Source organism: Janthinobacterium sp. YR213, assembly GCF_900099875.1.
Lineage (GTDB): Bacteria > Pseudomonadota > Gammaproteobacteria > Burkholderiales > Burkholderiaceae_D > Janthinobacterium > Janthinobacterium lividum.
This window is the reverse complement of the sequence record NZ_FNDA01000001.1, coordinates 1,301,071-1,319,006: the sequence shown is the minus strand read 5'-3', so window position 1 is coordinate 1,319,006 and position 17,936 is coordinate 1,301,071. Positions and strand designations below refer to the sequence as shown.

The following is a 17,936-nucleotide window of genomic DNA, read 5'->3' as shown; positions in this document are numbered from 1 at the left end:
ACACCGACGAAGATACCAATGAACGCACTGATACCGCTCGCCAGCCTGCTGGCCATGGGACTGGCCCAGGCGGCCACGCCCACCCTGCCGACGGCGCCGCTGGCCATGCCCCAGCTGCGCATCAGCGACCAGGCCGTCTCCGCGGACCAGCAGGCTTACCGCGTGCTGCAGGAGCGCATCAAGAAGCTCAACGACGGCGGCGTGCGCGTGGGCGATTATTACCTGTCCAAGGCGCAATGCTGGCTCGACGTGTCCTTCCACGAGTACACGCGCAACGACCGCTCGGCCTTTCCCCTGCAAGCCTTGCAGGAATCGGCAAAGATCGTCGCCGCGCTGGAAGACGGCAGCACGTCCAATCCCGGCGACGCCACGCCGCTGCTGAACGATGCCACGCGCCTGCGCGACGATCTGTGGTCCGGCTTTGGAGCGTTGCGCGAGTCGCCCGGCTTCGCCTGCGCGGCGCAGAAAGTGGCGTGCGGCGAAGTGGAGCTGGTGCATGCGGGCAATGAGTACAAGCAGCAGGGCTGGCGCCACGCGAATCCCTACGTGCAGCTGGCCGAGGATGCGCAGGCCGCCGCCCAGTCCGCCGCTTCGGCTTGTCCGGCCGACAAGCCGAAGCCGCCGGAAATCCTGCCGCCGCGCATCGAGCATGAGCGCATCACGCTGGACATGGATGCCTTGTTCCGCTTCGACAAGGCGGGTGCGGCCGACGTGCTGCCGCAGGGCGTCGAGAAAATCCGGGAACTGGCGGCGCGCCTGAAGCAGGGCTATGTGCAGATCGATACGCTTTCCGTAACGGGCCACACGGACCGCCTGGGTTCGGACAGCTACAACCAGGCCCTGTCCGAACGGCGCGCGCTGACGGTGAAACAGTTGCTGCGCGAGCAAGGCATCGCCAATGTCATCAGCGCGTACGGCAAGGGCAAGGCGGAACCCGTCGCCGCCTGCGACAAGGTGGCGCCGCGCGCCGCCCTGATCGCCTGTCTGCAGCCGAACCGCCGCGTGGAAATAGAGTTGACGGGTATCAAAAGTTCCGCGAAGGAGGGCGGCGCACCATAGCGCTACGTCATAAGGCGGTCATATGGCGCTGTTATGATGCTTTTGTTGGCACACAGCATGCAATGCGCAAATCACTACGCTCCGGGAGCGATAGGATGCAGGCATGACTCAACAGCTTAGCCGGTGAGCTCAACCATCGGCACCAGATATGTAAAACTTGTTTTATAGTAATGATTGCAGGGTGGGACAGGGGAAATGCGGGGATCGGGCGGGGATTTAATGAAGTCCTAAGCCTGTTTCCGGCAAGGGCTGGCATAGTGGATACATGGCGCACGGAAACCCCGGGCGCAAGGTTGCCGGACACCTCAATGACCGGCACGATTTCCACTTTTTCATGTGTTTTCCTGCTTTATCCCTGCGCTCTGAAACAGCGTTTCAACCGGCTACCGCACTTTGCGAAGCCGGTTTTTTTTGCCCGGATTTTCGTACAGGGCTGGAAAATGCCCGGCGCCGCCGTACTGCGGCGCCGGGCGCGGGCGCTTAGCCCGTTTGCTTGGCCAGCCACGCATCGACGGCCGGCAGGCGTTCGGCACGCACCTTGATGCGGTACTTGATGCCGGCCACGGAACTGTCGGCGTCGCCGCGCGCGCTGGCCGGCAGGTTGGCCTGCGCATACGCTTCCAGCTTGGCGATCATTTCCGGCTGTGCCGAACCGGCCGCCAGGCGCGGGAAGTAGCGGCTGCGCGAACTGGCGTCGATGCGCGCATTGACTTGCTCCAGGTGTGCCAGCGCGAAGTCGAAGGCCAGTTCAGGATGCCTGCGCGAAACGCGCGAGATCATGGCCGGGCTGTTGGTCACGCCAGGTTCATCCGTCAACGCCAGCGCCAGCGCCCGCTGCGCCAGGGCCGCATCGTCGGTCGAGGCCAGCAAGTCGTACAGCTGGTTCTTGACCAGCGGCGTCTTTTCCTGCTGCGCCTTGGCGTGCAGCTGCTCCCAGGTGGCGGCGTCCGCATGCTGCGCCACCACGCCCAGGATGGTGCGGCGCAGCGGCGCAGGCATGGCGGCCGGATCCTGTTCGCTGGCGGCGTAGCGGCGGCGCGCTTCGGCGATCACCCCCGGCTCGCCCATGTCGCCGAGGATGGAAATCAGGCGTCCGCGCAGGGTCGCCACGCTCGATGCTTCGCCCGCGCGCGCTTCCCAGCCCGTCTGCGCCATCATCGGCGCCAGGCGCGCCATGGCGAAGCGGCCGAAAGCCTGCTGGCGCGCCTTGCTTTCCGCGCTATCGCCCGCATACTGCTCATACAGGCCGTTCAGCGAGCCGGCCACGCGGCCCAGCACTTGGGGATCGGCCGACAGCGGCGTGGCCTTCACCAGTTCCAGGAAAGCCGCCGGGTCTTGCAAGCCCGCCATGCCCAGCGACTGGCTGTCCGCCAGCAAGCCCAGCTGGTCGATCGGCGCCAGGCGCGCGAAGCTGCCCGCCAGCGCGTGCGTACCGGCTGGCGCGTACAGGGTGCGGTAGTAGCCGCTCTGGCCCGCGTTCACCAGCAGGGCGCCGCAACCGGGCACGTTCAGGGTCGCCTTGCCATTCTTGATCACTACCTTGGCCAGCTTGCCGTTGCCGACCGTCGAAGCGATCACCGGCACTTTCCACGACAGCGGCTTCTTGTCCGGCTGATCCTTGGAAAATTCCGTCTGCGTCAAGGTCACGCGCGTACTGCCTTTCCTGCACACGGCTGCGCCGACGGTGATCATCGGCACGCCCGGTTGCAGGGTGAAGTCATGGGCGATGGCGCTGACGGGCTTGCCCGCGGCCGCATCGACTTCGCGCCACAGGTCGTCCGACACCGTATTGCCATACGCATGCTTGCGCATGTAGCTGCGCACGGCCGTGCGCCACGTGTCGGCGCCCACGTACGCTTCGAGCATGCGGATCACCGCTTCACCCTTCTGGTAGGTGATGCCGTCGAAGGCCTGGCTGGCCTGTTCCACGGTGGCGATGCGCTGCACCACCGGGTGCGTGGTGCGCAGCGCATCCTGGCTCATCGCCGATTCGCGTCCGCCCACGTTGGACAGGGCCGTGTTCCATTCCGGGTGCAGACGCTCCGTGGTGCGGCTTTCCATCCACGACGCAAAACCTTCGTTGAGCCACAGGTCGTCCCACCAGCGCATGGTGACCAGGTCGCCGAACCACTGGTGCGCCATTTCATGCGACAGGGTGGTGTAGATGTTTTCCTTGTCGGTCTGCGTCGAGATGGTCGGGTCGAGCAGCAGGCCGTATTCGAAGGTGAAGACGGCGCCCCAGTTTTCCATGGCGCCGAAGAACTGGCTGCGGCCCGGCGCGGCGATATTGTCGAGCTTGGGCAGCGGATAGCGCACGCCGAAATAATCGTTGTATTCACGCAGCAGGGCGGCTGATTCGTCGAGCGCGAAGCGGCTTTGCGCCAGCGCGCCCTTCTTCGTGATGACGCCTATTTCCGTGCCGTCGCTCATGGCCGTGGCGCGCTCGAAGTCGCCCAGGCCGAAGAACAGCAGATAGGTCGACATGCGCGGCGTGGTGGCGAAATACACGTGCTTCTTGCCATTGCCCAGCTCTTCGCTGCGGGCGATCGGCATGTTGCCGACGGCCATTTGGTTGCTCGGCACGACCACGTCCAGCGCGAAGGTGGCCTTGTAGTCCGGTTCATCCCACGATGGCAGCATGCTGCGCGCATCCGAATTCTCGAACTGCGTGTACAGGGCGCGCTGGCGTCCTTGCGGCGTATCGTAGTCGAGCGAGAACAGGCCCGTCGCCTGCGTGCCGATCTTGCCGGTGTAGTCGATGCGCAACAGGTACTCGCCCTTGGCCAGCGGCTCGGCAAAATGCACGGTGGCCGTCTGCTTGTCCGCATCGATATCGATCTTGCGCGTCACCTGCTTGCTGCCGCCCGCGCCTTCGATGGCGGCGGCGGCAAACGCCAGGTTCAGGGCATTGAAGGTGATGCTGGCCGTTGGCGTGTCGACGGCCACCTTGATGGCGGCTTCGCCCTTGAAGGTCGAGGCGGCGGCATCCGGCGTGATCGACAGGATGTAGTGCAAAGGCGTGACGCCGCGCGGCAGCTGCGTGGTGGTGCCAAGGGCGTGGCTGGCCGACGCGTATTTGGCGGCGGGCGCGGCGTGGCCCGGGGTGAAGCCGGTGACGGCGGTCAGCGCCAGGACGGCGGCGGCCAAATGGCTGCGGCGGAAACGCGGAGTCGGTGTGCGATGCATGGTATGCCCTTCGTTCATGGGTAAAACGCCCGCCGGCCGGGTAGGCTGCGAGCGTTGATGGCGGTTGGGGGACATCGCTGGAACTGGAAGCCAGCGTTCCCGTACAGCAATCTAAGTGGAAACGGGGGCAAAGTCAACGCGCCAGGAGCGCCGCACCACGACGGTGCGCTGGTATGATGGGCGCCTGACTGCATTGCCACAGGCTGGTGCCGCACCTGATTGTCAACCACCATCCACCATTACAACGAGACGAGACCTGCACATGAAACTGACTATCAGCCCCCGCACGCCCAATCCACGCCGCGTCACCATGTTCATCGCCGAGAAGGGCATCACCGGCATCGAGGAAGTGGCGCTCGACCTGATGGCGGGGCAGCACCGCGATCCCGCCTTCCTGGCGAAAAACCCGCTGGGCCGCGTGCCCGTGCTGGAATTGGCGGACGGGCGCGTGCTGACCGAGACGCGCGCCATCTGCACCTACTTGGAAGGCTTGCAGCCGCAGCCGAACCTGATGGGCGAAGGCTTCGAGGAGCGCGCCTTCATCGAAATGGCCGACCGCCGCGTGGAACTGCATTTGTTCAGCGCCACCGCCAACTGGGTGCGCCACGGCCATCCGGCCCTGGTGGCGCTGGAAAACCCGCAGTTTCCCGATTTCGCCGCGGCGCAGGCGGGCAAGCTGCGCGAAACGGCGCAATGGCTGGACCAGGTGCTGGGCAGCCAGCCGTACATCGCCGGCGAACGGTTCACGATTGCCGACATCACGGCCTTTTGTGCGCTGGAATTTGCGCGTGGCCTGATGAAGTACCGCCCCGGCGCGGAAGGCTTGTCCAACCTGCAGGCTTACCGCGACCGCATCGCCGAACGCCCCAGCGCGCAGGCGAAGTAGGCAATGTCTGCGGCGGCCGCTTTCGCCCGGTAGGTCGGATTAGCGGAACGCGTAATCCGACATCACCGCGGGCGGGCCAACAATGTTGTCGGCTCACGCCCGTTGGGCTAAGCCGACCTACGCCTACCGACACCACCCCATTACTTCAGCTGCTCCAGCAGGAAGGTGTAGGTCAGCGCCCACATCAGCGCCTGCTGGTCGTTGTTGGCGGCACCCGCATGGCCGCCTTCCGTATTTTCCCAGTACAGCACGTCGTGGCCTTGCTCTTCCATCTTCGCCACCATCTTGCGCGCATGGCCAGGGTGGACCCGGTCGTCGCGCGTCGAAGTGGTAAACAGCACGCGCGGATATTTCTTGTCCTTGAAGACGTTCTGGTAAGGCGAGTACTTGCTGATGTAAGCCCATTGTTCCGGCACGTCCGGGTCGCCGTACTCTCCCATCCACGAGGCGCCCGCCAGCATCTTGTTATAGCGGCGCATGTCGAGCAGCGGCACCTGGCTGACGACGGCGTTGAACAGGTCGGGACGCTGCACCAGCACGGCGCCCGTCAGCAGGCCGCCATTGCTGCCGCCCATGATGCCCAGGTGGCGCGGGCTGGTGACCTTGCGCTTGATCAGATCCTGCGCCACGGAGATGAAGTCGTCATACGCGCGCTGGCGGTTTTCCTTCAATGCCGCCTGATGCCAGCGGGGACCGAATTCGCCGCCGCCGCGGATATTCGCCAGCACGTACACGCCACCCTTTTCCAGCCACGCCACGCCCGTGGTGCCGCTGTAGCTGGGTTTCAGCGACACTTCGAAGCCGCCATAGCCATACAGCACGGTGGGGTTGCTGCCGTCGAACTTCGTCTTCTTGGCCATGATGGCGAAATACGGCACCCTGGTGCCATCCTTCGACGTCGATTCGAACTGCTCCACCTTGTATGGCGCCGCGTCGTAGTAGGCGGGCAGCGACTTGATTTTCGTGCGCTTGTCGCTCTGCGCCGTGGCCAGGTACAGGGTGGTCGGATTGAGGAAGTCGGTCACCGTCAGGAAGTATTGGTCCGAATCGACGGGATCGAGCGCGCTGACGGCCAGGGTGCCCAGTTTCGGCGCATCGACGGCGCGGCGCTGCCACTTGCCGTTCACGTGGCGCAATTCCGTCAGGCGGTTCTTGACCTTGTCCAGGGTCGTCACGAGGATGGCCGATTTCGTCGCCGTGACATTGTCCAGCGAAGACGTGGCCGTCGGCGCGTACAGCACTTCCAGTTCCTGCTTGCCCTGCATGAAAGACTTGAAGTCGGTCGCCAGCAGCGAACCTTGCGCATAGGTCTTGCCGTTGACTTTCCAGTCCGAGCGCAGGGTGATGACCAGCTGGTCGCGCACGGTGAATGCCGTCGCGTCGTCCGGTTTCGGCACTTTCTTCAACTCGGCGCCGTCGCGCAGGAACATTTCGCCGCTGTAGAAATCGATTTGCCGCTCGATGAACTGGTGTTCGTGGCCGGGCGTGAAATCCTTGTAGGCGCCCGCGCTCAGGTCGTCGGCTTTGGCTTCGTACAGCGTTTGCGCCTGCGCCAGCGGCGTGCCGCGCTGCCACTGCTTGATGATGCGCGGGTAGCCGGAGCTGGTCATCGAGCCGGGGCCGAAATCCGTGGAGACGAACAGGGTATCCTGGTCGATCCAGCTGGCGCTGCCCTTCGCTTCGGGCAGGGTAAAGCCGCCGTCCACAAAGGCGCGCCTGGCCACGTCGTATTCGCGCACCACCTTGGCGTCGCCGCCGCCGCGCGACAGGGAAATGAGGCAGCGTTCGCCCTTCGGATACAGGCAGGTGGCGCCGCCCCAGACCCAGTTTTCACTTTCGCCGGCGGCCAGCTGGTCGAGGTCGATCACGGTTTCCCAATTTGGCTCGGCCAGCTGGTATTGCGCCAGGGTGGTGCGGCGCCAGATGCCGCGCACGTGCTGGGCGTCGCGCCAGAAGTTGTAGTAGTACTCGCCTTCCTTGCTGACGTAGGGAATGCGTTCCTTGGAATTGAGGATGGTTTTCAGGCGCGCCTGCAGGGCGGCGAAACCGGGCTGGCTTTCCAGTTCCTTGGTGCTCACGGCATTGTGCTGCTTGACCCAGGCCAGCGGCTTGTCGCCGAGGACTTCTTCCAGCCAAAGGTGGGGATCGGTAGGGGTGGAGGCGGGCGCCGGGGCTTGGGCATGGGCGACGCCCGCTGTGGCCAGGCCCAGCAGCATGCTGCCGGCAAACTTGCGATAAAAAGACATGGACAGGGTTCCTTGACGATGGTCGGTTGTGCCGTGTTGCTGTCAAAACGGCGCGCTTATGGTGCCATGGATTGCTGCGGGGAACCAGTGTCTATAAACGACTATTTAAAAAATAACATGCTTTTCCAATATTGTTTGCTGGAACGGAAGCAGGCCGCAGAATCTGCGGCGTGATGCGCCCTTCAGGGGGCGCCAGGCCCAATCAGGGAGGTCACGGTGAGCCGTGTCTTGTCGACATCGCCGCCGTCGGGGTGATAAATCCACAATGCCTCGTTGTGGCGGCTGTCGATGAACAGGATGCGCGTATTTTCCTCGCCGATGGCCAGGCAAGCCGCCAGCTCGGCAGGGCTGAACGGTGCTGCCTGCTTCGAGCCGGCTCCCGCCGCTTGCGCCAGGGCCTGGGCAAAGCCTGCCAGTTGCCTGACTGCCAGATAGCTTGTTCCATCCACATCGACCTCCTTGCACAGCTCGTCCAGGCTGTATAGCGTGAAAGGATCTTCATCGCTGCAAATCGCCACCTCGCGACGCGATTTTCCGCTGTGAAGGTGATCGAGATAGGCCGGGGGCAGGGCCACTTTTTCCCTGGCCAGCAATTTGTCCAGCTGCTTGCCGCTTTTCTTCGCGACCCTGGCAGTCTTGGGCGCGGCGGCTTCGCAAGCCTGCGCTGTCCAGGCGACCGGATTGAACTGGAACATCCTTGTACATGCGGGGCAGTGCAGGAACATGAACGTCATCTTTTTGGCGACGGCCGTCGTTAAGAACGCGCCATCCGACGCTGCCATTGCGCTGGGGGCGAATGAGTGCCCGCAGTCGCCATCGTAGGGGCAAGTGATCTCTGTCATGGTTCAGATTGGTGTCGCATTGAAGTAGTGTTCCATACGCAAAGCGATCTCCTCTTTTTCTTGCGGATAAGATGCCTTGGGGTTTCTTTCCCAGTAGGCAATGCCTTCGTGCAAGGCCCACAAGGCTTTTTCCTGCTTGCCGGCCATCAGATAAAAATCGCAGGCCCTGGCATGCGAGCCTTGCGCTTCGACCAGGGCCAGGGCCGCATTTTCCCAGTTGGACCGGTGGTCGAGCCAGGGAATGGCCAACTCCAGCAGATTGTCCCGCAGGCAGGCCATGACTGTTGTCCGATGGGACGGATCGACGAGCTGGTGTTCCTTGTCCTCCTTGCCATCGATGACAGGGAATTGCCAGTTTCTGATATTCCAGTCGGCCACATCGCCAACGATATTGTTGGCAGGTTCGTGAGCGTAACGCGCCTTGTGCCACGATGTATAGGATCTGGACGAAACCTGATAGTGGCTCCAGAATGCCACGCAGAGATGCTCTTCGTTATGGCGGTTGGCCTGGAAATGGATGGCCTGGACGAATTCGTTCTGCGTGCGCTTGAACGTCAGCTGGCTTGGCGAGAACTTGAAGCCTGCTGCGCTCAGCGGCTCCAGCAAGAACGCTTCGATATGGGCGACGATCAGCGCTTTTGGCTTCATTGGGTTTCCTGGCATGGGTTGCTTGCGCCGCCTTGCTGTCAACATGCTGTCAAAACGGCGCTGCCATGTTGCCACAGATTAGTGCCAGCGCACCTTGCGGCGGGCAATCGTGCGAGGGACAACCGCCGCTATTTTTCCTGCACGCTTCCAGGGTCTGTGTGGTGGCCAGGCAGCCTGGCCACCACCTTGATCTCGAACTGGAAACCATACAGCCACGTCACGCCCACGGCCGTCACCGTCGGGTGCGGCGCCTGGCCCCAGTACCCGGCCTGCACGATATTCCAGATGCGCTGGAAGTTGGCCTGCGGGTCGACGATAAAGATGGTCACGTCCTGCACATCGTCGAAGGTACAGCCGGCCGCTTGCAAGATGGCGTTCAGGTTGTCGAACGCACGCCGGACCTGGGCGTCGAGGCCGGGTTCGGGCGTGCCGTCTTCGCGGCTGCCGACCTGGCCGGAGACGAACAGCAGGCCGTTGGCGCGCACGGCCGGGGAATAGCGGTTCTGTTCATACAGGGCTTGGCGGCCCGGAGGGAATACCACGTCGCGTTTCATCAGCTTTCCTTTGTTGATGCAGCGAAGTTGCTGCCTGGAGAACACTTTATCTGCTGCCAGCCTGCTGATAAAGCGGCCAGAATCGCCTGCACTGTTTGTATAATCCAAACAATCGAATGGCGGAGGTGTAGATGGACAGGTTTGATGCGATGAAGGCTTTCGTGCGGGTGGTCGAGACGGGCAGTTTTACGCGGGCGGCCGCGACCTTGCACATGAGCCGCACCACGGTGACGCAGCTGGTGCAGCAGCTCGAGGCGCGGCTGCGCCTGAAGCTGCTGAACCGCACCACGCGCAAGGTCAATGTGACGGCCGATGGCGCCGCCTACTACGAGCGCATCGTGCAGGTGCTCGACACCCTGGAAGAAATCGAAACGAGCTTGCCGCACGCCGCCGCCTTGCCGCGGGGCCAGTTGCGCGTGGACGTGCCCAGTCCGCTCGCCGCTTTGCTGCTGGTGCCGGCGCTGCCCGGGTTCCATGCGCGGTATCCCGATATCGTGCTCGACATGGGCGCCAGCGACCGCATGGTCGACGTGATCGGCGAGAATGTCGATTGCGTGATACGCGGCGGTGACATCACCGACCAGTCACTGATGGCGCGCAAGCTCGCCGACTTGCCGCTGGGCGTGTATGCGGCGCCCGCCTATCTGCAGCGGGTGGGCACGCCCTTGCATCCGCTGGACTTGCAGGACAGCGCGCACCGCATCGTGCGCTTTCGCTGGGCCAGCAGCGGCAACGGCTTTCCGTACGTGATGCACCGCGAGGGCCAGAGCGTCAAGATCCATGGCCAGTACGTGCTGTCGATCGACGACGGCAACGCCTACCTGGCGGCCGGGGTGGCGGGGCTGGGCGTGCTGTGGCTGCCCGACTACATGGCGCGGCCGCACGTGGCCAGGGGCGAGCTGCTGCCGCTGTTCCCCGCATGGACGGTCGATGCCATGCCGCTCTATCTGGCCTATCCGCCGAACCGCCATGTCAGCAAGAAACTGCGCGTCTTTATCGACTGGGTGGCCGAGCTGATGGCCCGGCATTCCGCCCCCGCTGTCACTGTCACGGCAACTGATTGACCCACACGGGCGCCGACCAGACGATATTGCCATCGTCCTGCGCCAGCCGCGCGTAATAGAAATGGGGGCCGGGCGCGGGCGTGAGGGTGAGCTCGGCCTGGTCCGATACCTGTGTGACGGAGCCATTGCTTCCCGGCACGCCGTGGAAGATGGCGACGGCGGCCGCTTGCCGCCCCGCGCTGTTGCTGAAATGGGAGGCCAGGTGCAAAGGGCCATGGTTGTCGAAACGCTCGCCCATCAGCTTGCCGTTGGCCGTGAACAGCATCTGCGCATGCTTGTCCATGGTGGCGAACACGCGGCGCGCGCGCAGCGCTTCGAGGAAGCTGTCGCGTGAAACAGGCATGCCGGCGGCCGGGCTGGTCACCAGCACGGCCGTGCGGTTGCCATACGACGCGCCCCAGTTGGCGCAGTGGTTGTCCTGGTTGCTGCTGAAGGCCAGGTGGTAGCCGGCCGACAGGGCGCGATTGCAGGCTGCCTCGTAATTGCTGCGCCGCGTCTCCGTTTCCTGGTTGTTGGTGGAAAACGCGGACGTGTTCATGACTTCGCACAGCAGCATGGCCGCATCGCCATCCGGCGTGTAGCCCAGCGGCTGGCCATTGACGAGAAACTGGCCCGTTTGGGCGGGGTGGTTGAACTGGCCGACCCAGCCCCGTTCGCGCATCAGCGCGTACAGGCCCGCGTAATCGCCCTTCGGCGTTTCCACGTCGGCCAGCAGCTCGCCCAAGGCATTCCGTTCCCAGCCCAGCAGCTGTTCGCTATTGAGGATATTCACATGGCCGCCCTTGTTGATGACGCCCCATTCCATGCCGTACAGGGCCAGGAAACCGGGGTGGGCGGCGGTATACGCGGCCGCTTCGGCCAGCCCCGTCTGGTACAGGGCTGTCGCTTCGGCGGCAGTGGCGGCTGGGTTGGTGCCGTCGGAACCGTCATACATATGGTTGTGCTCGGATGTCAGCAGGGCGTCGAGCCCATGTTGCTGCGCATACTTGTAGGCATCGATGGGGCCGAAGGGCGCCGTTTGCGGATCCTGCGCACCATGACAGGCGTCGAGCGCCGCGCCGCCGTCGCTGTGGCGCGTCTGGCTGTGCAGGTTGGCGTAGACGATGCGGTAGCCGGGCTGGCCTTCCAGGCTGGGCAGTTGTTGCAAGCCGGCCTGGAAGGCGGGCACCGTGGGCGCCGTGCCGCTGCGCCGCCGCACCTGGATCGGCCATTGCTGCTCCACCTGCGTTTCCTGCGGCGTGCCCGCATCGGCCACGGCAAGCAGGCGCAACTGGTACAAGCCGTCTGGCGCCAGCCGCCGCCGTTTGGGCGCTTCGGCGTCGGCGCGGCCATCCCAGGGCAAGGTGACACTCTTGCCGCCGGCCCCTACCTGTTGCGTGCCCGACCAGCGCCGCAGCACGGCGCCTTGCGGCCCCGGGCCGGACAAGGTCAATGTCCAGCGCACCGCATGGGTGCGGCCTTCGCCCGGATAGGCGAGGTGCACGACAAATGCACGCGCCTGCGTTGCCCGCTCGCCGCGCGCGGCGTGAAAGGGCGCGGCGACGGTGGCATCGAGTTCGCTGTGTTCCTTCGGCTCTTGCGCGGCGGCAGTGTTACTCCACGTAATGAGCAGCAGCCCCGCACACACGCCAGCCAGCCATGGCGGCCGTAGCCAACGCAGTGTCTTGACCATCGTGGCCTCCCGTACTGCTTCAGATGGCAGTTAGACAAGATATGCCATTCGCTGGTTCCCGCATGCACCAGCAAGTGGCATGCTTGCACCGTGATTGGCCATGATCTGGCGCAAAGCCGGTGTGAATGATGCTGCGTGCCCGTCAGGCAAGCTGGCACGGCACTTGCTAAACAGAAGGTACGGATCAACGGCGATCCCCTGAATAAACGCACAACGGTCCAACGACGGACCACATGGACAACGGCGTCCGCCCAGGCTGATTTTTCTCATCGGCGGGGGCGGGCGCCGTTTTGTTTTATCAACGGGATATTTCGGGAACCTATCATGGCCAGCCAAAAAGCAACGAGCATCGCGCTCTTCTCCCTCGCCACGCCACCCATGCGCGCATTCCACCTGACGTGGATGGCATTTTTCGTGTGTTTCTTCGCCTGGTTCGCCTGCGCCCCCTTGATGCCGGTCATCAAGGGCGAGTTCGGCCTTTCCTTGGCACAAGTGGCGAACATCAATATCGCGGCCGTCGCCATCACCATCCTCGTGCGCCTGATCGTGGGGCCATTATGCGACCGCTACGGCCCGCGCAAGACCTACACGGGCTTGCTGTTGCTGGGCGCCATTCCCGTGCTGGGTGTGGCCGCTTCGCAAAGCTATGAAAGCTTTCTGTTCTTCCGCCTGGGCATCGGCGCCGTCGGCGCCAGCTTTGTCATCACGCAATATCACACCTCCGTGATGTTCGCGCCCCGCGTGGTGGGGACGGCGAATGCGGCGGCAGCCGGCTGGGGCAATGCGGGCGGCGGCGCGGCGCAGGCGTTGATGCCCTTGTTGCTCGGTGCCGTGCTGATGCTGGGCGTGTCCGAATCGATGGGCTGGCGCGTGGCCCTGCTGGTGCCGGGCGTGCTGATGCTGGTGATGGCTGCCCTCTACTGGCGCTATACGCAGGATTGCCCGGAAGGTAATTACGCGGACTTGCGCGCCGCCGGCGTGCCTATCGAGGGTGGCAAGAAGGGGGGCTGGGACAGCTTCAAGGCCGCCAGCAGCAATTATCGCGTCTGGCTGCTGTTCGTCACCTACGGTGCCTGCTTCGGCATCGAAATCTTCATCCACAACATCGCCGCCGTGTACTACGTCGACCATTTCGGCCTGTCCCTGAAATCGGCCGGCCTGGCCGCCGGCAGCTTCGGCTTGCTGGCCCTGTTTGCCCGCGCTTTGGGCGGCTGGATGTCGGATAAATTGGCCCTGCGCGGCAACCTGAACAGCCGGGTCACCCTGCTGTTCATGCTGATGATCGGCGAAGGCGTGGGCTTGCTGTGGTTTGCCAAGGTCGATAGCGTCACGTACGCCGTCATCGCCATGCTGGTCTTCGGCCTGTTCACCCACATGGCGTGCGGCGCGACCTACGCGCTGGTGCCCTTCATCGACAGCCGTGCCCTGGGTGGCGTGGCCGGCATCATCGGCGCCGGCGGCAACGTGGGCGCCGTGGCGGCCGGCTTCCTGATGAAGGGCACGGGCGACATCCGCCAGACCCTGATTATCCTCAGCGCGCTGGTGGTGATCTCGGCCCTGTGCGCCATCGCCGTGCGCTTTACCCGCGAAGCGGCTGAACCAAACATGGCCGCGGCCTGAGGAGAGAGCAATGAACCACCCCTTGAATATCGTCGTCCTTGGCCATGGCATGGTCGGACACAAATTCCTCGAACGCCTGGCGCTGGAGAACAACACGCGCCTGTCCGTGATGGTCTTGTGCGAAGAGCCGCGCCCCGCCTACGACAGGGTGCACCTGTCCGAATTTTTCAGCGGAAAATCGGCCGAGGACCTGTCGCTGGTGGCGCCCGGCTTCTTCGACAAGGGCAACGTCGTCCTGAAGCTCAATGCGCGCGCCGTGTCCATCGACCGCGCGGCGAAAACCGTCACCGCCAGCACGGGTGAAGTGCTGGGCTACGACAAGCTGGTGTTCGCCACCGGCTCCACGCCGTTCGTGCCGCCGCTGCCGGGCAAGGAGCGCGATGGCTGCTTCGTCTACCGCACCATCGAAGACCTGGAAGCCATGCTGGCCTGGGGCGGAAAGTCAAAAACGGGCGTGGTGATCGGCGGGGGATTGCTGGGTCTCGAATGCGCGAAGGCCTTGAGGGATTTGAAGCTGGACACCCACGTGGTGGAATTCGCGCCGCGCCTGATGGCCGTGCAGGTCGATGAAGGCGGCGCGCGCGTCCTGCGCCGCAAGATCGAGGAACTGGGCGTGACCGTGCACACGCAAAAGAATACCCTGGCCATCGTCGACGGCGAAGCGGCCACGCACCGCATGCAGTTCGCCGACGGCAGCCACCTGGAAGCGGACATGATCGTCTTCTCGGCCGGCATCCGCCCGCGCGACGAACTGGCGCGCGCCTGCGGCCTGGACGTGGGACCACGCGGCGGCATCGCCATCGACGACAGCTGCGTCACGTCCGACCCGGACATCTACGCGATCGGCGAATGCGCGCTGTGGGGCGGCCTGGTGTTTGGCCTGGTGGCGCCCGGCTATGAAATGGCGCGCATCGCGGCGCGCCACGTGCTGCAGGAAGAGGGCGAAGCCTCGTTCAAGGGCGCCGACATGAGCACCAAGCTCAAACTGATGGGCGTGGACGTGGCCAGCCTGGGCGACCCGCACGGCAATGCGCCGGGCAGCCGCTCCTACCAGTTCATGGATGAACGCAAGCAGATCTACAAGAAGATCGTCGTTTCCGATTGCGGCAAGTATCTGCTGGGCGGCGTGATGGTGGGCGACGCCAGCGAGTACGGCACCTTGCTGCAGATGATGCTCAATAAAATCGAGCTGCCGGCATCCCCCGAGTTCCTGATCCTGCCCCAGGCCGACGGCCAGCAAAAGGCGGGCCTGGGCGTGGATGCCTTGCCCGAGTCGGCGCAAATCTGCTCGTGCAATGACGTGTCCAAAGGCGCGCTGTGCGCTGCCGTCGCCGATGGCGCCACCACCATCGGCGCATTAAAATCCTGCACGAAAGCGGGCACCGCGTGCGGCGGCTGCGTGCCGCTGGTGACGCAGATCATGAAGGCGGAAATGCAGAAGCAGGGCCTGGCCGTCAACAACCACGTGTGCGAACACTTTGCGTACTCGCGCCAGGAATTGCACCACCTGGTCCGCGTGGGCAAAATCCGCAGCTTCGGCGCGCTGCTGTCCGCGCATGGCCAGGGTTTGGGTTGCGACGTGTGCAAGCCCGTGGCGGCGAACATCCTGGCATCGTGCTGGAACGATTTCGTGCTGTCTCCCGTGCACGCCAGCCTGCAGGATAGCAACGATTATTTTCTCGGCAATATCCAGAAGGATGGCACGTATTCCGTCGTGCCGCGCATGCCGGGCGGCGAAGTGACGGCTGACGGCCTGATCGCCGTGGGCATGGTGGCGAAAAAATACGGTCTCTACACGAAAATCACGGGCGGCCAGCGGGTCGACCTGTTCGGCGCGCGCGTCGACCAGTTGCCGGCCATCTGGGAAGAACTGATCGCGGCCGGCTTCGAGTCGGGCCACGCCTACGGCAAGTCGCTGCGCACGGTGAAATCGTGCGTCGGCTCCACCTGGTGCCGCTATGGCGTGGCCGACAGCGTGGGGTTTGCGATCCAGCTGGAAAACCGCTACAAGGGCTTGCGCACGCCGCACAAGATCAAGTTCGGCGTCTCCGGCTGCACGCGCGAATGCGCCGAGGCGCAGGGCAAGGATATCGGCCTGATCGCCACGGAAAAGGGCTGGAACCTGTACGTGTGCGGCAATGGCGGCATGAAGCCGCGCCATGCGGAGTTGCTGGCGTCCGACCTCGATGAAGCCACCCTGGTGCGCTACGTCGACCGCTTCCTGATGTTCTACGTGCGCACGGCCGACCGCCTGCAGCGCACCAGCGTGTGGCGCGACAATCTGGAAGGGGGGCTCGATTACCTGAAAGCCGTCGTCGTGGCCGACCGCCTGGGCATCGCCCATGAGCTGGAAGCGGACATGCAGCACGTGGTCGACACGTATGCCTGCGAGTGGAAGGAAGCCGTTTCCAACCCCGCCGTGCGCCAGCGCTTCCGCCATTTCGTCAACAGCGACAAGGGCGATGAAAACGTGGTGTTCGTCGAAGAGCGGGGCCAGATCCGGCCCGCCACCGAGATGGAACGCCGCAGCACCGTGATCCCCATCCTTGCCGTGGAGGCTTGAGCCATGAACGCCATGAATGAACTTTCCGGCGCCACCGCCGACAACTGGGTAGCCATCTGTCCCTTGACCGACATCGTGCCCGACACGGGCGTGTGCGCGCTGCTCGGTGGCCGCCACGTGGCCGTGTTCCGCGTCGGCGATGCCGCGCCGCGCGTGTACGCCATCGACAATGTCGACCCGAATGCGGGCGCCTCGGTGCTGTCGCGGGGCCTCGTGGGCAGCATCGGCGAGCGCGTCGTGGTGGCCTCGCCCATCTACAAGCAGCACTTCGACCTGGCCAGCGGCGAGTGCATCGAAGCGCCCGAGCATTCGGTGGCCACCTGGCCGGCGCGCGTGTTCGCGGACATGGTGTGGGTGGCCCTGTGAACCCGCCCCGGCGTCCCGCGCTCGTGGTGGTCGGCAACGGCATGGCCGGCATGCGCACGGTCGAGGAACTGTTGAAACTCGCGCCGGACCTGTACGACATCACCGTGTTCGGCGCCGAGCCGCACGGCAATTACAACCGCATCCTGCTGTCTCCCGTGCTGGCCGGCGAAAAGTCGGTGGACGACATCATGCTGCATACGCGCGACTGGTATGCGCAAAACGGCATCACCCTGCACGCGGGCGACCCCGTCGTGCGCATCGACCGCAAGGCGCGCACCGTGCAGTCGCTGTCCGGCATCACGGTTGCCTATGACCGCCTGCTGTTGGCCACCGGTTCCACGCCCTTCATCGTGCCCGTGCCGGGCCATGCGCTGCCCGGCGTGATCGGCTTTCGCGACATCAGCGACGTCGACACCATGCTGCAGGCGGCGCGCACGCACCGCCACGCGGTGGTCATCGGCGGCGGCTTGCTGGGGCTGGAAGCGGCCAACGGCTTGCAGCGCCAGGGCATGGACGTCACGGTCGTGCACATGAGCGGCGCCCTGATGAACCAGCAGCTCGATGCGCCCGCATCGATGCTGCTGAAATCGGCGCTGGAAGCGCGCGGCCTGCGTTTTCTGATGCACGCGCAAACGTCCGCCATCATGGGCAGCGCCCGCGTGGAAGGCGTGCAGTTTGCGGACGGCAGCAGCATCCCCGCCGACCTGGTGGTGATGACGGCCGGCGTGCGCCCCAACATCGCCCTGGCGCAAGCGGCCGGCCTGCACTGCGAACGGGCCATCGTCGTCGACGACTGCCTGCAAAGCTACGACCCGCGCGTGTATGCCGTGGGCGAATGCGTGCAGCACCGGCGCGCCACCTTCGGCCTGGTCGCGCCCATCTGGGAACAGGCGCGCGTGTGCGGCGCGCACCTGGCCGGCGCGGGACACCGCCGCTACGTGCAGCAGGCCAGCGCCACCAAACTGAAAGTGACGGGCATCGACCTGTACTCGGCCGGCGACATCATCGGCGGCGAGGGCAGCGAAGACCTGGTGCTGCGCGACCCGCGCCGCGGCGTCTACAAGCGGCTGGTGGTGCAGGGCAGCCGCCTGGCCGGCGCCGTGCTGTATGGCGACGTGCAGGACGGTCCCTGGTATTTCGACCTGATCCAGCAGCGCCGCGACATCAGCAAACTGCGCACCCATTTATTGTTTGGCCAGGCGCTGTGCGCCCAGGCCGCCTGACAGCGAC

The 17,936-nt window shown here is 64.6% G+C and carries 13 protein-coding genes; 7 read left to right on the top strand and 6 right to left on the bottom strand.

Going from position 1 to position 17,936, the window contains the following annotated elements:
- Positions 1-18: 18 nt before the first annotated feature.
- The gene (locus tag BLT98_RS05835) at positions 19-1,059 is read left to right on the top strand and encodes an OmpA family protein (protein ID WP_139179119.1); all 1,041 of its coding nucleotides are present in this window, start codon (positions 19-21) and stop codon (positions 1,057-1,059) included.
- Positions 1,060-1,539: 480 nt separating this feature from the next.
- Here the strand turns inward: BLT98_RS05835 and BLT98_RS05830 are convergent, their stop codons facing one another.
- On the bottom strand, positions 1,540-4,245 hold the full coding sequence (locus tag BLT98_RS05830) for a M1 family metallopeptidase (RefSeq protein WP_092605887.1): 2,706 nt from the start codon (positions 4,243-4,245) through the stop codon (positions 1,540-1,542).
- A gap of 262 nt (positions 4,246-4,507) precedes the next feature.
- Here BLT98_RS05830 and BLT98_RS05825 point away from each other — a divergent pair, with 262 nt between their 5' ends.
- Positions 4,508-5,131, top strand: coding sequence for a glutathione S-transferase family protein (locus BLT98_RS05825; RefSeq protein ID WP_034779137.1), 624 nt, complete (start codon positions 4,508-4,510; stop codon positions 5,129-5,131).
- Between the two features lie 140 nt (positions 5,132-5,271).
- Here BLT98_RS05825 and BLT98_RS05820 read toward each other — a convergent pair whose 3' ends face one another.
- From BLT98_RS05820 to BLT98_RS05805, 4 genes are all read right to left on the bottom strand, one after another.
- Positions 5,272-7,377 carry a prolyl oligopeptidase family serine peptidase gene (locus tag BLT98_RS05820; RefSeq protein WP_170846301.1) on the bottom strand — a complete coding sequence of 702 codons (2,106 nt, stop codon included), beginning with the start codon at positions 7,375-7,377 and terminating at the stop codon, positions 5,272-5,274.
- Positions 7,378-7,559: 182 nt separating this feature from the next.
- Positions 7,560-8,219 carry a hypothetical protein gene (locus tag BLT98_RS05815; protein WP_092605885.1) on the bottom strand — a complete coding sequence of 220 codons (660 nt, stop codon included), beginning with the start codon at positions 8,217-8,219 and terminating at the stop codon, positions 7,560-7,562.
- Between the two features lie 3 nt (positions 8,220-8,222).
- Positions 8,223-8,867 carry a DUF4304 domain-containing protein gene (locus tag BLT98_RS05810; RefSeq protein ID WP_092605884.1) on the bottom strand — a complete coding sequence of 215 codons (645 nt, stop codon included), beginning with the start codon at positions 8,865-8,867 and terminating at the stop codon, positions 8,223-8,225.
- 128 nt (positions 8,868-8,995) lie between these two features.
- Positions 8,996-9,424, bottom strand: a complete 429-nt coding sequence (locus BLT98_RS05805; RefSeq protein WP_092606962.1) for a RidA family protein — start codon at positions 9,422-9,424, stop codon at positions 8,996-8,998.
- 128 nt (positions 9,425-9,552) lie between these two features.
- Here BLT98_RS05805 and BLT98_RS05800 point away from each other — a divergent pair, with 128 nt between their 5' ends.
- Complete coding sequence (locus tag BLT98_RS05800) at positions 9,553-10,485, top strand: LysR family transcriptional regulator (RefSeq protein WP_092605882.1); 933 nt, start codon at positions 9,553-9,555, stop codon at positions 10,483-10,485.
- Here the strand turns inward: BLT98_RS05800 and BLT98_RS05795 are convergent.
- Positions 10,469-12,157, bottom strand: coding sequence for a CehA/McbA family metallohydrolase (locus tag BLT98_RS05795; RefSeq protein ID WP_092605880.1), 1,689 nt, complete (start codon positions 12,155-12,157; stop codon positions 10,469-10,471). The two genes, BLT98_RS05800 and BLT98_RS05795, sit on opposite strands and share 17 nt — an antisense overlap.
- 324 nt (positions 12,158-12,481) lie before the next feature.
- On the opposite strand from BLT98_RS05795, the gene BLT98_RS05790 reads away from it, so the two are divergent.
- Genes BLT98_RS05790 through BLT98_RS05775 form a run of 4 tightly spaced genes read left to right on the top strand, consistent with a single transcriptional unit; the run spans position 12,482 to position 17,929 of the window.
- Positions 12,482-13,777 carry an MFS transporter gene (locus BLT98_RS05790; protein ID WP_034779126.1) on the top strand — a complete coding sequence of 432 codons (1,296 nt, stop codon included), beginning with the start codon at positions 12,482-12,484 and terminating at the stop codon, positions 13,775-13,777.
- Positions 13,778-13,787: 10 nt separating this feature from the next.
- On the top strand, positions 13,788-16,340 hold the full coding sequence (nirB, locus tag BLT98_RS05785) for a nitrite reductase large subunit NirB (protein ID WP_092605878.1): 2,553 nt from the start codon (positions 13,788-13,790) through the stop codon (positions 16,338-16,340).
- A 12-nt stretch (positions 16,341-16,352) separates the two neighbouring features.
- A complete protein-coding gene (nirD, locus tag BLT98_RS05780; RefSeq protein WP_070256593.1) occupies positions 16,353-16,706 on the top strand; it encodes a nitrite reductase small subunit NirD in 354 nt (117 codons plus the stop codon).
- Complete coding sequence (locus tag BLT98_RS05775; protein ID WP_071653678.1) at positions 16,703-17,929, top strand: NAD(P)/FAD-dependent oxidoreductase; 1,227 nt, start codon at positions 16,703-16,705, stop codon at positions 17,927-17,929. Before nirD ends, BLT98_RS05775 begins: the two co-directional genes overlap by 4 nt.
- Positions 17,930-17,936: the final 7 nt, after the last annotated feature.